The sequence below is a fragment of the Streptomyces sp. NPDC029169 genome (assembly GCF_055563935.1).
The window spans coordinates 42262-57206 of record NZ_JBVHXA010000013.1; the positions used below are offsets into that span (position 1 = coordinate 42262).

Genomic DNA, 14945 nt, shown 5'->3' on the forward strand with positions numbered 1-14945 from the left:
ACTGGGTCTGGCGGTACGCACGTTGCCCCCGCTAGGTTCGCGACACCGTTGTGAACCAAGGGGAGGGTGAATGCGCAAGTCGCTGAGATGGCTGATGTCGCTCACGGTGCTCATAGGCACCGTCGGAGCGAGCGGCGCGGCTACCGCCGCGGAGCAGGCCTCCGGCAGCCCGGCCACGGTCGCTGACAGCGCCGTCGGCACGGACATCAAGGACCGCATCCTGGCGATCCCCGGGATGAGCCTGATCGAGGAGAAGCCGTACGCCGGCTACCGCTTCTTCGTCCTCGAGTACACCCAGCCGGTCGACCACCGCCGCCCGTGGAAGGGCACGTTCAAGCAGCGGCTCTCGCTCCTGCACAAGGACACGGACCGCCCGACCGTCTTCCACACCAGCGGCTACGGGCTGAACACCAACCCCAGCCGCCGCGAGCCCACCCGGATCGTCGACGGCAACCAGGTCTCCATGGAGTACCGGTTCTTCACGCCGTCCCGCCCGCAGCCCGCCGACTGGTCCAAGCTGGACATCTGGCAGGCCGCGAGCGACCAGCACCGCATCTTCACCGCCCTGAAGAAGATCTACGGGCAGAACTGGCTGTCCACCGGCGGCAGCAAGGGCGGTATGACGGCGACGTACTACGAGCGCTTCTACCCCCGTGACATGGACGGCGTCGTCGCGTACGTGGCGCCCAACGACGTGGTCAACAAGGAGGACTCGGCCTACGACCGGTTCTTCGAGACCGTCGGGACCAAGGAGTGCCGCGACCGCCTCAACGCGATGCAGCGCGAGGCGCTGGTCCGCCGCGAGCCGCTCCAGAAGAAGTACAAGGAGTGGGCCGAGTCCGAGGGCGCGACCTTCAACACCGTCGGCTCCCTCGACAAGGCGTACGAGGCCGTCGTCCTCGACTTCGTCTGGGGCTTCTGGCAGTACTACGGCGAGGACGTCTGCGCCGACGTGCCGGAGGCGGCCACCGCGAGCGACGACACCGTCTACGAGACGATCGACGCCTACTCCGGCTGGACCTTCTACACCGACCAGGGCCTGGAGCCGTACACCCCGTACTACTACCAGGCGGCGACCCAGCTCGGCTCGCCCAGCATCAAGCTGCCGCACCTGGACGGCCTGACCCGCTACGGCTACCAGCCGGCGCGGAACTTCGTGCCGCGCGAGATCCCGATGCAGTTCGACCCGTCGGCCATGCGGGACGTCGACACCTGGGTCCGCAACAACGCGAACCAGATGCTGTTCGTGTACGGCGGCAACGACCCGTGGGGAGCCGAGCCGTTCCGCCTCGGCAAGGGCGCCCGTGACAGCTACGTCCTCACGGCCCCCGGCGCCAACCACGGAGCCAACGTGGCCGGTCTCGTCGAGGACGAGCGCGCCAAGGCCACGGCGCGCATCCTCGCCTGGGCCGGGGTCGACGCCCCGGCGGTCGCGGCCGGACAGCCGCTGGCCTCCTTCGACGCCGGCCTCGACAAGCCTGCGGACGACGAGCTGAACCGGGAGCACGGCGTGCGCCCGTAAGCACGCGACGTACGTCCCTACGCGCCCGGCGGCCCCTACAGCCGCCGGGCGCGGTCACCGGCCTCAGCCTCACGGCCGCCGCCTCACAGCCGCCGGGCGCAGCCCACCGGCCGCTCCCCGCCCAGCGCCACGAACAGCGCCGTCGAGGGCGGGCAGCGGTCCCGGCTCGTGACCGCCGACGCGACCCGGAACGCGGGCGGACCGGCCCCCGAGCCGTCGCAGGCGGTCTCCTTCACCCGGCCCTCGCGCGAGGACGAGACACAGTCCCCGACGATCGTGTGCGGACCGCCACCACGCCCGGGGTCGCCCGGATGCGGCGGTTCCAGATTGCGCATGCAGGCGTATCCCCGCGGCACCGAGCCGTCGCCGGTCGCAGCGATGTGCAGCACGAAGTCCGTGGTGGGCGGGCACACCGGACCGCCCGAAGTGGGACCCTCGTACCGCGTCGCCACCTGCGCGACGGCCTTCTCGCTCGTACAGGAGACCTCGCGGAACACCTTTCCCCGGGTGGAACAGTCCCCGGGCCCCAGGAACACCGCCCCGTGGTCGAAGGGCGAACTCGTGTACGTGACGGGCCCCGGCGGCCGTACGTCCGAAGCCTGCTGACATCCGGTCAGAGCGAGCAGCGCCAACCCGACCGAGCCCACCCCGCTCCTGAGAGCGCGCATGAAAAGCCCCCCGATCTCCGAGTCCAGCGTGCCCGCCGGGGCGGGGCGCACGCCAGGGAGAACGGGGGGTCCGCGTCGCGGGTTACGTCACGGGTAGGACAGGCCGTGGCCGACCGGGTACAGCACCTTCGTCGGATCGTCCGCGCGCTGGACGGGGACGGGCAGACGGCCCTGCGGCCGGGCGTGGCCCGTGAGGACCCGGACCGCGGCCCGCAGTTCGACATCGGTCCAGGAGTAGGCGGCGAGGGTGGCCCGCTGGCCGGTGAGCCGGGCGATGTCGTACGGGTTGCGGATCGCGATCGTCACGACGGGCACCCCGGTCGCGACGAGTCGGTCGACGAGGGTGCGCTGCGGGCTGGTCGCGGAGACGTTGTACGTGCCGACGATGACCACGTCCTTGCCGGCCGCGGCCGCCACCGCCTCCTCGATCCTCGCCGCCGTCGGCGTGATCCCGGTGGACAGGGCCGTGGCGGTGAAGCCGAGTTCGGTGAAGGCGGCGGCGAGCGTGGTGGTCGGGGGGCCGGTGGTGCCCGACGGCGAGGCCGGATCGGCGCCGACGACGAGCACGTTGCCGTGAGTGAGCCGGCTGATCGGCAGGAACCCGCCCTCGTTGAGGAGCAGGGTGGTGGTCGCCTCGGCGATCCGGTCGGCGTGGGCCAGATGGGCGGCGGTGCCGACCGTACGGTCCACTCCGGCGGCGGTGACGTACGGCTGCCGGAACAGCCCCAGTTTGGCCTTGAGGCGCAGGATGCGGAGGATCGATTCGTCGAGCCGGGCCTCGTTCAGTTCGCCGTCCTTGACGGCCTTGAGGACCGCGTTCCAGGCGATGTCGAGCTTGGGCGGGTTGAGCAGCTGGTCGACGCCCGCCTTGAGCGCGAGGACGGGCACGCGCTCGTCGCCGTACTTCGTCCGTACGCCCTCCATGCCGAGGGAGTCCGTCACCACCACGCCGTCGTAGCCGAGTTCCTCACGCAGGATGCCGGTCAGAATGGGGCGGGAGAGCGTCGCCGGGTCCTCGCTCGGGTCGAGCGCGGGGACGACGATGTGCGCGGTCATGATCGAGTCGATGCCGGCGGCGATCGCGGACCGGAACGGCGGGGCGTCGAGCTCGGCCCACTGCGCGCGAGTGTGCGTGATGGTCGGCAGGCCGTAGTGGCTGTCGACGGCGGTGTCGCCGTGGCCGGGGAAGTGCTTGGAGGTCGCCGCGATTCCGGCCTGCCGGTAGCCCTTGACCTGGGCCGCCACCAGGCCGGCGACGGCCTGCGGGTCGGAGCCGAAGGAGCGGACGCCGATGACGGGGTTGGCCGGGTTGACGTTGACGTCGGCGACGGGCGCGTAGTTCTGCCGGATGCCGACGGCGGCCAGCTCGGCGCCCGCGATCCGGGCGGCCGCGCAGGCGTCGGAGCGGGAGCCTCCGGCGCCGAGCGCCATCGCGCCGGGGAGCAGGGTGGCGGGCTCGCCGACCCGGCAGACGATGCCGTGCTCCTGGTCGGTGGAGATGAGGGCGGGGACGGGCGTGGGCTGCGCGAGGGCGGCCCGCTGGATGCCGTTGGAGAGGGCGGCGATCTGGTGCGGGTCGCGGGTGTTGTGGGCCCAGGTGAAGTAGATGACGCCGCCGACGTGGTACTTCTCGACGAGTTCGGCGGCGGTGCGGACGCCGATCTCCTTGAGGTTGGAGTCGATGTCGGCCTGGTCGGGGGCGGTGGCGGAGTGGCCGTACACGCGCATGACGAAGAGCTGGCCGACCTTCTCTTCGAGGGACATGCGGGAGATGAGCTGCTGGAGGCTCCGGTCGTCCCGGTCGTCGGAGTCCGCGTGGGCGGGACTGGTGCTCACCCCGGTGACGGCGGCGGCTGCCGCGGCGGCGGTGACGGTGAGGAGGGTGCGTCGGGAGGGGGCGCGGTGGTGCACTGATGCTCCTTCCGGCCGTGCAGGATTGACGGAAGTGGTGAAGGAAACTTCCAAGGTGCAACGGATAGCCCGAAAGTAACTGCCAGGTCAAGGATCCGCGCAAGGATCAGCCGGTGTGGGACACCTGGGGCCAGAGCTCCTGGAGCGTGCGGACCGTCTCGGTGATCGCGGGGCGGCGGGCCGCGCCCGTGCGCCACAGCGCGTGAAGCCGGCGCATCGGCATCGGGTCGAGCCGGACCGGGCTCACCTCCGGCGGTAGCGTCCCGCGCCCGAGGCGCGGCACCAGCGCGATCCCGAGACCCGCCGCGACCAGGGCGACCTGGGTGTGGTTCTCCTCCGCCTGGTGGACGATGCGCGGCTCGTAGCCGGTGGCCCGCAGGGTCTGCATCAGCCAGTCGTGGCAGACCGTCCCGGGCGGCTGGGCGATCCACCGCTCGTCCGCCAGCTCCTCCCGCCGTACCGACTCCCGCGCCGCCAGCGGATGGCCGCGCGGTACGAGGACGTCGCACAGGTCGTCGCCGATCACCGCCTGCTCCACCCCGGGCGGGGTCGGCATGGGTGCGATGTCCCAGTCGTGGGCCACGGCGAGGTCGATCACGCCGCGCGTGACGAGCTCGACCGAGATGTGCGGGTCGACCTCCGAGAGGCGGGCGTCGAGGGCGGGGTGACGGGCCGCGAGCTCGGCGAGGACCCGCGGCATCAGACCGCGGGCGGCGCTCGCGAAGCAGCCGATCGACAGGCGCCCGGCGGGCAGCCCGCGCCGCTCTTCGAGACGTACCTCCGCCTCCTCGACGATCGACAGCAACTGCTGTGCTGTAGCGGCCAGTTGGTGCGCCTCGTCGGTGAGCCGCACGCCCCGGCCCTGGCGTTCGAGGAGGGTCGTACGGGTCTCCCGCTCCAGCTTGGCGATCTGCTGGGAGACGGCCGACGGGCTGAAACCGAGGGCGGCGGCAGCGGCGCCCACCGAACCGTGGACGGCGACGGCGTGCAGGGCGCGCAGGCGCGCGAGATCGAGCATGGGCGGGCCCCTCGGCGGGAGTTGGATGAAGTGTTGCTTCATCCAACCATGAAGAAATCCGTGCTGGTGCTACACGGTCGTCGTGGGTGACGCTCTCTCCCATGCGCCCTGCCCACATCGCCCTGGCCGCGCTCGTCGCCGCCGTCTGGGGAGTCAACTTCGTCGTCATCGAGATCGGCCTGGACCACTTCCCGCCGCTGCTCTTCAACGCCCTGCGCTTCCTCGGCGCCGCGCTTCCCGCCGTGTTCCTCGTCGGCCGCCCGAAGGTCGCGTGGAAGTGGATCGTGGGGGTCGGTCTCGTCCTGGGCGTCGCGAAGTTCGGCCTGCTCTTCACGGGCATGAACCTCGGCGCCCCGGCCGGGCTCTCCTCGCTGATCCTCCAGATCCAGGCCGTGTTCACGGCCGTGTTCGCCTTCGTCGCGCTCGGCGAACGGCCCGGGGAGGTGAAGATCGCGGGCATGGCGGTCGCGCTCGCCGGCATCGGTGTCGCGGCGGTGGACGAGGGCGGCTCGGGCCCGCTCGTCGGCTTCGCGCTGTGCATCGCGGCGGCGGCCTGCTGGGGCGTCTCCAACGTCCTCACCCGCAAGGCGTCCCCGCCCGACGCGCTCAACTTCATGGTCTGGGTCAGTACGGTGCCCGTCCTGCCGCTCCTCGCCCTCTCGCTCCTCCTGGAGGGACCGGAGCGCGACCTCGAGGCGCTGCGCGGGCTCGACTGGACCGGGGTGGGCGTCATCGTCTACGTAGCCTGGATCACCACCGTGTTCGGCTTCGGCGCCTGGGGCTGGCTACTGCGCCGCTACCCGGCCTCCTCGGTGGCCCCCTTCTCGCTCCTGGTCCCGGTCTTCGGCATGTCCTCGGCGGCCCTCTTCCTGGGCGAGGGCATCTCGGCCCTGCGCTGGTGCGCGGCGGCGCTGCTGGTGGGGGGAGTGGCGCTGACGTCACTGGCGCCGACGCGGGCGAGGGCGGAGGCTGTCGCCGAGGCCGCTCCCGCCGGAGCCGTAAGCCGTACACCCGTCCGTTAGGGTCCTGACCCATGGACCTGGTACCCATCGACCGTGAACCCGCCCCCGGGGCCGTGCTCCTGAGCGGCATCCCCGGCAGCGGAAAGTCGACGGTCGCGGCGGCCCTCGCGGCCCGGTTCGCGAGGTCCGCGCACATCGAGGTGGACGCGCTCCAGGAGCTGATCGTCAGCGGGTGCCACTGGCCGACGATGGACGGCGACCCCGAGGCGGACCGCCAGATCTTCCTGCGCGCCCGGAACGCCTGCCTGCTGGCCGACAGCTTCACGGCCGCCGGCTTCCTGCCCGTCGTCGACGACGTGGTCGTCCGCCGCAGCCACCTCGACTTCTACCGGACAACCCTGAAGGCCCGCCCCTTCCACACGGTCTTCCTCGCCCCCGGCCCGGACAAGGCCTGGGAACGCAACAACGCCCGCGACAAGCGCCTGACGACGAACTGGGCGCCACTGGACGCGGCGATGCGCGAGGAACTCTCGGGCGAGGGCACCTGGATCGACAACGCGGCCCTGTCGGTGGAGGAGACGGTGGACGCGGTGCTGACCGCGACGGGCCTGGAGGCGGAAGCGGGCGCGTAGTCCCGCGCCACACGAAGCCGCCCGCGCCCGCCGCCCGCCCACGCGGGCCCCGCCCCCGTCAGCCGTGGGCGTGGGAGTTGGGGTGTGCCCGGGCCGTGCCGGGCTACGGGTGCCCGCGTGGGCTCCGCCCCCGTCGGCCGTGGGCGTGGGAGTTGGGGTGTGCCCGGGCCGCGCCGGGGCACGGGCGCCCGCGTGGGCCCCGTCCCCCCGTCAGTCGCGCGGCCGCGCCGTTGAATCCCGTACCAACAGCTCCGCCGGGATCGTTGTCACTCCGCCCGGTGGGGGTTCCTCCGTGCCCACCGCCAGGCGGCCCGCCCGCGCGCCCGCGTCGTGGAGTGGGAGGCGTACGGTCGTCAGGGCCGGGACCGCGTCGACCGAGAACGGGAGGTCGTCGAAGCCCGCCACCGAGACGTCCTCCGGGATCCGCAGCCCCCGGTCCCGCAGCGCCGCGCACGCGCCCAGCGCCACCGTGTCGTTCGCCGCAACGATCGCCGTCAGCGACGGGTCCCGGCGCAGGAGTTCGAGCGTCGCGTCGTAGCCCGAGCGCCGGTCGTACCCCCCATGCACCGTGGGCCCCTCGGCCACCCCCGCCGCCGCCATCGCGTCCCGGTGGCCCTCCAGCCGGTGCCGGGTCGTCGTCCGGTCCGCCGGCCCCGCCACGTACCCGATCCGCTGGTGCCCGAGCGACAGCAGGTGCTCGGCGAGCCGCCGCGCCCCCGCCCGGTTGTCGAAGGTGAGCGCCGCGGCGCTCGCGTCGCCCGTCACCGGCGGCCGGCCGCACAGCACGATCCGCGTCCCCGCGTCCGTCAGCTTGGCGAGCTTCGCCGACACCGCCGCCATGTGCTCCGGGTCCTCCAGGGACCCGCCGGTCATGATGACGGCGGCGGCGCGCTGCCGCTGGAGCAGGGTCAGGTAGGTGAGTTCGCGCTCGGGCGAGCCGCCCGTGTTGCAGACGACGGCCAGCTTCTCGCCCCCGGCCCGCCCCCGCGCCCCTTCCCCGATCGCGCTCTGCGCCGCGCCCGCCATGATCCCGAAGAAGGGGTCGGCGATGTCGTTGACGAGGATGCCGATCAGATCCGAGGTGGCGGCGGCGAGCGAGCTCGCGGGCCCGTTCAGGACGTAGTCCAGCTCGTCCACCGCCCGCAGCACCCGCTCCCTGGTCGACGCGGCGACCGGGTAGTTGCCGTTCAGGACGCGGGAGACGGTGGCGGGGGAGACCTGGGCACGCGCGGCCACATCCGCCAGCGTGACGGTCATCGCGTACCTCCGGGGTGGGTCGGGGTGAGTCGGGGAGTAGGGGCGCGCCGGGGAGAGTCCGGAAGACCTCTTGTCCGGTGTGTTGTCGGCAGGCTAGCGTCTCCGTTCGTAGAAAGCGCTTTCTGTATGAGAGTACGCACGTGATGGAGGCACCTTCGTGACACGCAGGACAGTCCGTATCGCCATGAACGGCGTCACCGGACGCATGGGCTACCGCCAGCACCTCGTCCGCTCGATCCTCGCCCTGCGCGAGCAGGGCGGCCTCGACCTCGGCAACGGCGAGACACTCTGGCCCGAGCCCGTCCTCGTCGGCCGCCGCGAACACGCCCTGCGCGCGCTCGCCGAGCGCCACGGCCTCACCGAGTGGTCCACCGACCTCGACGCCGTCCTCGCGGACGAGACCGTCGAGATCTACTTCGACGCCCAGGTCACCTCCGCACGCGTCGAGGCGATCAAGAAGGCCGTCTCGGCGGGCAAGCACATCTACACCGAGAAGCCCACGGCGACGGACGTGGCGGGCGCCCTGGAACTCGCCCGTCTGGCCCGGGACGCCGGCGTCAAGCACGGCGTCGTCCAGGACAAGATCTTCCTGCCGGGCCTGCTCAAGCTGAAGCGCCTCATCGACGGCGGCTTCTTCGGGCAGATCCTCTCCGTGCGCGGCGAGTTCGGCTACTGGGTCTTCGAGGGCGACTGGCAGGACGCCCAGCGCCCCAGCTGGAACTACCGCGCCGAGGACGGCGGCGGCATCGTCGTGGACATGTTCCCGCACTGGGAGTACGTGCTCCACGAGCTCTTCGGCCGGGTCACCAGCGTCACCGCGCACGTCGCCACCCACGTCCCGCAGCGTTGGGACGAGCACGGCAAGCCGTACGCCGCGACTGCCGACGACGCCGCGTACGGCATCTTCCAGCTGGAGGGCGGGGCGGTCGCCCAGATCAACTCCTCCTGGACCGTCCGCGTCAACCGCGACGAACTCGTCGAGTTCCAGGTCGACGGCACCCACGGCTCGGCCGTCGCCGGCCTCCGCAACTGCCGCGTCCAGCACCGCTCGGCCACGCCCAAGCCGGTCTGGAACCCGGACATCCCGGCGACCGAGTCCTTCCGCGAGCAGTGGCAGGAGGTCCCGGACAACGCCGAGTTCGACAACGGCTTCAAGGCCCAGTGGGAGCTCTTCCTGAGGCACGTCGTCCTCGACGAGCCGTACCACTGGGACCTGCTGGCGGGCGCGCGCGGCGTGCAGCTCGCCGAGCTGGGGCTGCGCTCGTCGGCCGAGGGCCGGCGCCTGGACGTCCCGGAGGTCACCCTGTGATCCGCCTTCCCGATCCCTCCGGCGGCGTACGGGAGTACAGCCCGCGCCCGGCCCGCCCCCCGGCCCCCACGGGCGGCGCCCTGACCTCCCGTACGGTCTTCTCCGCCGCCCATGTCGTGGCCGACCCGTACGCCGACACCACCCCCGACGGGCCCGCCGCCGTCGACTGGGACGCGACGCTCGCCTTCCGCCGCCACCTCTGGGCCCACGGCCTGGGCGTGGCGGAGGCCATGGACACCGCCCAGCGCGGGATGGGCCTCGACTGGGCGGGCGCGGCGGAGCTGATCCGCCGCTCGGCGGCGGAGGCGAAGGCGGTGGGCGGCGCCATCGCGTGCGGCGTCGGCACGGACCAACTGATCGTCCCTGCCGACCTTATGACGGTCCGTAAGGCGTACGAAGAGCAGCTCGCCCTCGTCGAGGAGAGCGGCGCCCAGCCGATCCTGATGGCCTCACGCGCCCTCGCGGCCACGGCCCGTGACCGGGACGACTACATCGACACGTACACCCATCTCCTCCGCCAGGCGAGCGAGCCGGTGATCCTGCACTGGCTCGGCCCGATGTTCGACCCTGCGCTCGACGGCTACTGGGGATCGGCCGACCTCGACACCGCGACCGACACGTTCCTGGAGGTCATCGCGGCCCACCCGGACAAGGTCGACGGCATCAAGGTCTCCCTCCTCGACGCGCAGCGCGAGATCGGCCTGCGCCGCCGCCTCCCGGAGGGCGTCCGCTGCTACACGGGCGACGACTTCCACTACCCCGAGCTGATCGCGGGCGACGACCAGGGCTTCAGCCACGCGCTGCTCGGCATCTTCGACCCGCTGGGCCCGCTGGCGGCGGAGGCGGTACGCATCCTCGACACCGGTGACGCCAAGGGCTTCCGGGAGCTCCTCGACCCGACGGTGGACCTGTCCCGCCACCTCTTCCAGACCCCGACCCGCTTCTACAAAACAGGCGTCGTCTTCCTCGCCTGGCTGGCGGGCCACCAGGACCACTTCACGATGGTCGGCGGCCTGCAGTCCGCCCGCTCGCTGCCGCACCTGGCGCGGGCGTACGAACTGGCGGACGGGCTGGGCCTGTTCCCGGATCCGGAGTGTGCCGAGTCCCGGATGAAATCCCTGCTCACGGTCCACGGAGTCCCGCAATGACCGACCTTTCCCGCTTCAGCATCAACCAGATGACGGTGAAGCAGCTGTCGCTGCCGGAGCTGGTGGAGCAATGTGTACGGCTCGGCGTCCCGGGCGTGGGCCTGTGGCGGGAGCCGGTCGAGGAGTACGGGGTCGAGGCGGCGGCCAAGCTCGTACGGGACGCGGGCCTGACGGTCACGTCGCTGTGCCGGGGTGGTTTCTTCACGACGGACTCGTGGCTCGACTCCAACCGCGCGGCGATCGACGAGGCGGCCGTGCTGGGCACGGACACCCTGGTCCTGGTCTCGGGCGGCCTCGCCCCGGGCAGCCGTGACCTGGCGGCCGCCCGTGCCCGGATCACCGAGTCGATCGCCGAACTCGCCCCGTACGCGGGGGAGCGGGGCGTCCGCCTGGCGATCGAGCCGCTGCACCCGATGTACGCGGCGGACCGCTGCGCGGTCTCCACCCTGGACCAGGCCCTGGAGATCGCCGAGCGCTTCCCGTCCTCGCAGGTCGGCGTGGTGGTCGACACGTACCACATCTGGTGGGACGACCGCGCCCCGGCGGCGGTCGCCCGGGCGGGCGAGGCGGGCCGTATCCACGCCTTCCAACTGGCCGACTGGACCACCCCCTTGCCGGCCGGAGTCCTCAACGGCCGGGGCCAGCTGGGCGACGGCGCGATCGACATGCGCTGGTGGTGCGAGATGGTGCACGCGGCCGGCTACAGGGGCCCGATCGAGGTGGAGCTCTTCAACGACGAGCTGTGGGCGAGGGACGGGGTGGAGGTCCTGGAGGAGACCGCAGCCCGGTATGTACGGGAGGTGGGCCAGGGCGTGTGTCGAAAGCGCCGATAGCGAGTACGAGACCGGTTGCCGGCGTTCGACCGCGTGAATGACAGCGTGTACGTGGGCAACGCGGGCAAGGATGCGGCACTGGCCCGAGGATGGCTCCTCAGCCGCTTCCTCGGCCGCTTCCTCGGCCGCTTCAAGTACGTCGGCGGGCGGAGCGCGCCCGGGCCGTTGGGCCTGGGCGCGCTTCTGAGGTCCGGCGGTGCGTATCAGCGTTTCGGGGTCAGCAGCTTGTCGCCGTGTCGCCGGAGTCCACGGTGCAGCTGTCCACGCCGGGGCCGCCGTTGGTCGTGTCGTTGCCGGACACCCCGTCGACCGTATTGATCGAGTCCTGGCCCGATCCGCCGAGCACGGTGTCGGTGCCCGCACCTGGGTCGATCGTGTCGTTGCCGGATGCGCCGTCGGAGCTGTCGTCGCCGGGGCCGCCATACAGGAAGTCGCTGCCCGCGGCACCTTCGAGGTTGTCGTTGCCGCTGCTCCCACGGAGGATGTCGTTGCCGGACCGGCCGCGTAGGGTGTCGTTTCCGCCGAGTCCGCAGATGACGTCGTTGCCGCTGGTGCCGTTGAGGGTGTCGTTGCCGGGGGTGCCGATGATGGTGCAGCCGTGCAGGTTCTGGACGCTGGTTGTCGAGGTGGCGGAGTTGTTGCCCGGTACCCGGTCCTCCTCCGAGCCCGCGACCGAGGTGGTGTTGTTGAGCGTGCCGGTGCCCTGCGGTTCCACAGTGATGGTGACGGTGACCTTGCCGGCCGCGTTCACGGTGCCCAGTTGGCAGGTCACGGTGGCGGCGAGGTCGCAGGTGCCCTGGGTGGTCTCGGCCGAGAGCGGAACCACTCCGGCCGGGAGGGTGTCGGTCAGCACCACGTTGTGGGCGGCCTCAGCGGGGTCGCCGGTCACGGTGAGGGTGTAGGTGAGCGGGTCGCCGAGCGCCACGGGGTCGGGCGAGTCGCTCTTGGTGACCGCGAGGTCGGGGGTCGGGTCCGCCTCGTAGCGGGCCGTGCCGAAGCCGACGGAGCCCGGACCGGAGATCGGAGGCCCGGCGGAACCGGTCGCGATGATGCGGTTGTCGGCGTCGAGGGCCACAGCATTGGCCCGGTCGTCCTCGGTCAGCGGCAGGTTGGTGACCACGACCCCGTCCCCGCCGCCGAAGGCGTTGTCGGGCACGCCGGTGGTCAGGTGCCGGGTGACCGCGAAGCGGAAGAACTGGGGAAAGGTTTCGACGTAGCCGGCGGTGACGATCTTCCCGTCGGGCTGCAGCGCCACGGCGTTGGCCTGGTTGAAGTCGCCTTCGGCATCGGTGTTCACCTTGCCGTCGCCGCCTCCGAACGCCGGGTCCAGGGAGCCGTCGGTGAGGTAGCGGGCCAGCCCCAGGTCTGCGCCGGAGACGGTGACCCGGCCCGCCACCACGAGCTTGCCGTCCGGCTGCAGCACGATCCCACGGCCCTCGTCGAAGGCCCCGCCGAAGTCCGTGGTGACCTTCGCACCGGTTCCGAAGCTGTCGCCAGGGGTGGTGTCGTCCACACTGCCGTCGTCGAAGCTGCCGTCGCTGTTGAGACGGACCAGCCGGAAGTCGGACGACGAGCTGATCCCGCTCGTCACACCGCCGGCTACGACGATCTTTCCGTCAGCCTGGATCACCAGGCCGAATGCGCTGCTGGCGCCGAAGGTCAGTTCGGGGGTGACCACCCTGCCGTCACCACCGCCGAAGGCCGGGTCGGGGACGCCTTGGGAGTCCGTGCGCAGCACGGCGAAATCGGACTCGCCGCCGCCGGAGGCCGTCCCGGCCGCCACGATCCCTCCGTCCGGGAGCACGGCCAGCCCTGTTGCCGTCTCAGGGGCAAATCCGTTCAGGACGTTGACGGTGAGTGTGCCGTCGCCGCCGCCGAAGTCCGGGTCGGGGGTGCCGTCGCTGAGATACCGGGCGAAGGCGAAGTCGATGCCGGTTGTATTGCCGGCGAACGCGCTTCCGGCAAGGAGGATCTTGCCGTCGGGCAGCAGCACGACGGCGTTGGCGACGTCGCGCCCGCCGGTGAAGTCGGTCCGTACGATCCCGTCACCGCCACCGAAGTCCGGGTCGAGGCTGCCGTCGTCGAGGTACCGGGTCATCGCGAAATCGGCGGTGGCCCCGGTCCCGTCCTCGGCGCTGCCGACCACGACGACCTTCCTGTCGGGCTGTACGGCGACCCCGCTCGCCGAGTCGGGGCCCGTACCAATGTCCGTGACCACGATGCCGTCGCCCCCGAACGTGGGGTCCAGATCGCCCGGCGCCGCATACCCGGCCGAGGCAGGGGCCAGCGCGGTCGCCACGGCCAGCGCGGCCACGCCGAGTGTCCTTCTCCACCTGCTCAACACGTACTCCTTCGCCCTCATCACCACGTCGCTGCCGGAGTCAGCGTCGTCGGCGATAGTGGCGGGCGATAGTGACACGCCGAAGCCGTACACCCCATGTGCGGCATATGGCGGCTCGATGGGGGCCGAACACTGGCGGGACCGCCGCCACGTACCACCTCGGGTTGTACGTGGCGGCCACGAACACGACCGCCGCCAGAGCCTCGCGGTCACCTGCCGCTCGGCGACCACCAACGCCACGAGGGATACGAGCGATGAATGATCTCGGTCATGGGGCGGGGAGATCTGCCGTGGGGCCGGATCTATGACCTGTTCCGCCGATGGCAGCGGGACGGCATCTGGCACCGCGTCCTCACCCGGCTCCAGCCTCTGGCCGACGCGAATGGCGCGATCACGTGGGACCTGAGCGTCGACTCCTCGGTGTGCCGCGCCCATCAGCATGCGGCCGGGGCCCGCAGCAGGGCGACCTGCAGAAGGAACCGCCGGGTGGCGTGTTCACCGAGCCCGTTGATCACGGGCTGGGACGCTCGCGCGGCGGGTTCACCACCGAGCTGCACCTGGCCGTCGAGCAGGGCCAAAAGCCCATGGCGATCGCGGTCACAGCAGGGCAGCGCGGGGACTCGCCGCAGTTCGAACCCGTGCTGGAGAAGGTCCGCGTGCCCCTTATCGGGCCGGGCCGGGCCACGGATCCGCACCAGTCGCGTCCGCGCTGACAAGGCGTACGCCTCCCGCAAGAACCGCCCCCACCTGCGCCGCCGCGGGATCCGATGCACCATCCCCGACAAAGCCGACCAGGCACGCAATCGCCAGAAGCTCGGCCCCCGCGGCGGCCGACCGCCGCACTTCGCCCCGGCCGACTACCGCGGGCGCCACACGGTCGAGTGCGGGATCAACCGCCTCAAGACACACCGCGCCGTCGCCACGCGATACGGCAAGCTCGCGGTCCGCTACGAGGCGACCGTCATCACCCTGTTCCTGCAGAAGTACGCTGCGGCCGGGCAGTTCGACGCGAAAGCGGCCGCTGATGAGGGCCAGGAGAGCTGTGCGTTTCTCGGCTCTCACCCACTGCGATCGCTCATCGGCACAGGGGGGGACGCCCCATTTGATCTCTACGGACTCGCTGTGGCGGACGCAACCCCGCCACGTCCTTGAAGCGGCCGAGGAGCCATCCTCGGGCCAGTGCCGCATCCTTGCCCGCGTTGCCCGGGTACACGCTGTCATTCACGCGGTCGAACGCCGGCAACCGGTCTCGTACTCGCTATCGGCGCTTTCGACACACGCCCTGGTGCTCTGACTCGTGAGCGGCCAGGACGTCGGGGTGTCTCACGCGCCTTGGCCGGAGGG

Annotated in this window: 12 protein-coding genes and 3 pseudogenes; 9 read left to right on the forward strand and 6 right to left on the reverse strand. The window is 71.7% G+C overall.

The window, feature by feature from the left end; all coding sequences use genetic code 11:
• Positions 1-70: 70 nt before the first annotated feature.
• Positions 71-1522 (forward strand): aminopeptidase, encoded by a 1452-nt coding sequence (locus tag ACZ4VI_RS23260; RefSeq protein ID WP_468001974.1) that lies wholly within the window; start codon positions 71-73, stop codon positions 1520-1522.
• A gap of 83 nt (positions 1523-1605) precedes the next feature.
• Here the strand turns inward: ACZ4VI_RS23260 and ACZ4VI_RS23265 are convergent, their stop codons facing one another.
• The 3 genes from ACZ4VI_RS23265 to ACZ4VI_RS23275 all read right to left on the reverse strand — a co-directional run bounded on the left by ACZ4VI_RS23265 (position 1606) and on the right by ACZ4VI_RS23275 (position 5119).
• Positions 1606-2190, reverse strand: a complete 585-nt coding sequence (locus ACZ4VI_RS23265) for a hypothetical protein (protein ID WP_468001976.1) — start codon at positions 2188-2190, stop codon at positions 1606-1608.
• 87 nt (positions 2191-2277) lie between these two features.
• Positions 2278-4101, reverse strand: a complete 1824-nt coding sequence (locus ACZ4VI_RS23270) for a glycoside hydrolase family 3 protein (protein ID WP_468001978.1) — start codon at positions 4099-4101, stop codon at positions 2278-2280.
• 106 nt (positions 4102-4207) lie between these two features.
• The gene (locus ACZ4VI_RS23275; RefSeq protein WP_468001980.1) at positions 4208-5119 is read right to left on the reverse strand and encodes a LysR family transcriptional regulator; all 912 of its coding nucleotides are present in this window, start codon (positions 5117-5119) and stop codon (positions 4208-4210) included.
• Positions 5120-5220: 101 nt separating this feature from the next.
• Between ACZ4VI_RS23275 and ACZ4VI_RS23280 the strand changes: the two genes are divergently transcribed.
• Both ACZ4VI_RS23280 and ACZ4VI_RS23285 read left to right on the forward strand, forming a co-directional pair.
• Positions 5221-6141 carry an EamA family transporter gene (locus ACZ4VI_RS23280; RefSeq protein WP_468001982.1) on the forward strand — a complete coding sequence of 307 codons (921 nt, stop codon included), beginning with the start codon at positions 5221-5223 and terminating at the stop codon, positions 6139-6141.
• An 11-nt stretch (positions 6142-6152) separates the two neighbouring features.
• Entirely contained in the window at positions 6153-6713 is a 561-nt protein-coding gene (locus ACZ4VI_RS23285; RefSeq protein ID WP_468001984.1) for an AAA family ATPase, read from the forward strand.
• A gap of 210 nt (positions 6714-6923) precedes the next feature.
• Here ACZ4VI_RS23285 and ACZ4VI_RS23290 read toward each other — a convergent pair whose 3' ends face one another.
• Positions 6924-7970: a LacI family DNA-binding transcriptional regulator gene (locus ACZ4VI_RS23290; protein ID WP_468001986.1), complete on the reverse strand. Its 1047-nt coding sequence runs from the start codon at positions 7968-7970 to the stop codon at positions 6924-6926.
• 157 nt (positions 7971-8127) lie between these two features.
• On the opposite strand from ACZ4VI_RS23290, the gene ACZ4VI_RS23295 reads away from it, so the two are divergent.
• The 4 genes and pseudogenes from ACZ4VI_RS23295 to ACZ4VI_RS23310 all read left to right on the forward strand — a co-directional run.
• Complete coding sequence (locus tag ACZ4VI_RS23295; RefSeq protein WP_468001988.1) at positions 8128-9279, forward strand: Gfo/Idh/MocA family protein; 1152 nt, start codon at positions 8128-8130, stop codon at positions 9277-9279.
• Entirely contained in the window at positions 9276-10427 is a 1152-nt protein-coding gene (locus tag ACZ4VI_RS23300; protein WP_468001990.1) for a dihydrodipicolinate synthase family protein, read from the forward strand. Before ACZ4VI_RS23295 ends, ACZ4VI_RS23300 begins: the two co-directional genes overlap by 4 nt.
• A complete protein-coding gene (locus ACZ4VI_RS23305) occupies positions 10424-11260 on the forward strand; it encodes a sugar phosphate isomerase/epimerase family protein (RefSeq protein WP_468001992.1) in 837 nt (278 codons plus the stop codon). The genes ACZ4VI_RS23300 and ACZ4VI_RS23305 overlap by 4 nt, the downstream gene beginning before the upstream one ends.
• Before the next feature lie 33 nt (positions 11261-11293).
• Positions 11294-11368 (forward strand): annotated as a pseudogene (locus ACZ4VI_RS23310) (signal peptidase I); the annotation flags it as partial.
• Between the two features lie 109 nt (positions 11369-11477).
• On the opposite strand, the gene ACZ4VI_RS23315 reads toward ACZ4VI_RS23310, so the two are convergent.
• On the reverse strand, positions 11478-13601 hold the full coding sequence (locus ACZ4VI_RS23315; RefSeq protein ID WP_468001993.1) for a calcium-binding protein: 2124 nt from the start codon (positions 13599-13601) through the stop codon (positions 11478-11480).
• 491 nt (positions 13602-14092) lie between these two features.
• Between ACZ4VI_RS23315 and ACZ4VI_RS23320 the strand changes: the two genes are divergently transcribed.
• Both ACZ4VI_RS23320 and ACZ4VI_RS23325 read left to right on the forward strand, forming a co-directional pair.
• Entirely contained in the window at positions 14093-14314 is a 222-nt protein-coding gene (locus ACZ4VI_RS23320; protein ID WP_468002287.1) for a hypothetical protein, read from the forward strand.
• 49 nt (positions 14315-14363) lie between these two features.
• Positions 14364-14501: pseudogene (locus tag ACZ4VI_RS23325) on the forward strand (IS5 family transposase); the annotation flags it as partial.
• A gap of 63 nt (positions 14502-14564) precedes the next feature.
• Here ACZ4VI_RS23325 and ACZ4VI_RS23330 read toward each other — a convergent pair.
• Positions 14565-14826 (reverse strand): annotated as a pseudogene (locus tag ACZ4VI_RS23330) (signal peptidase I); the annotation flags it as partial.
• Positions 14827-14945 lie beyond the last annotated feature (119 nt).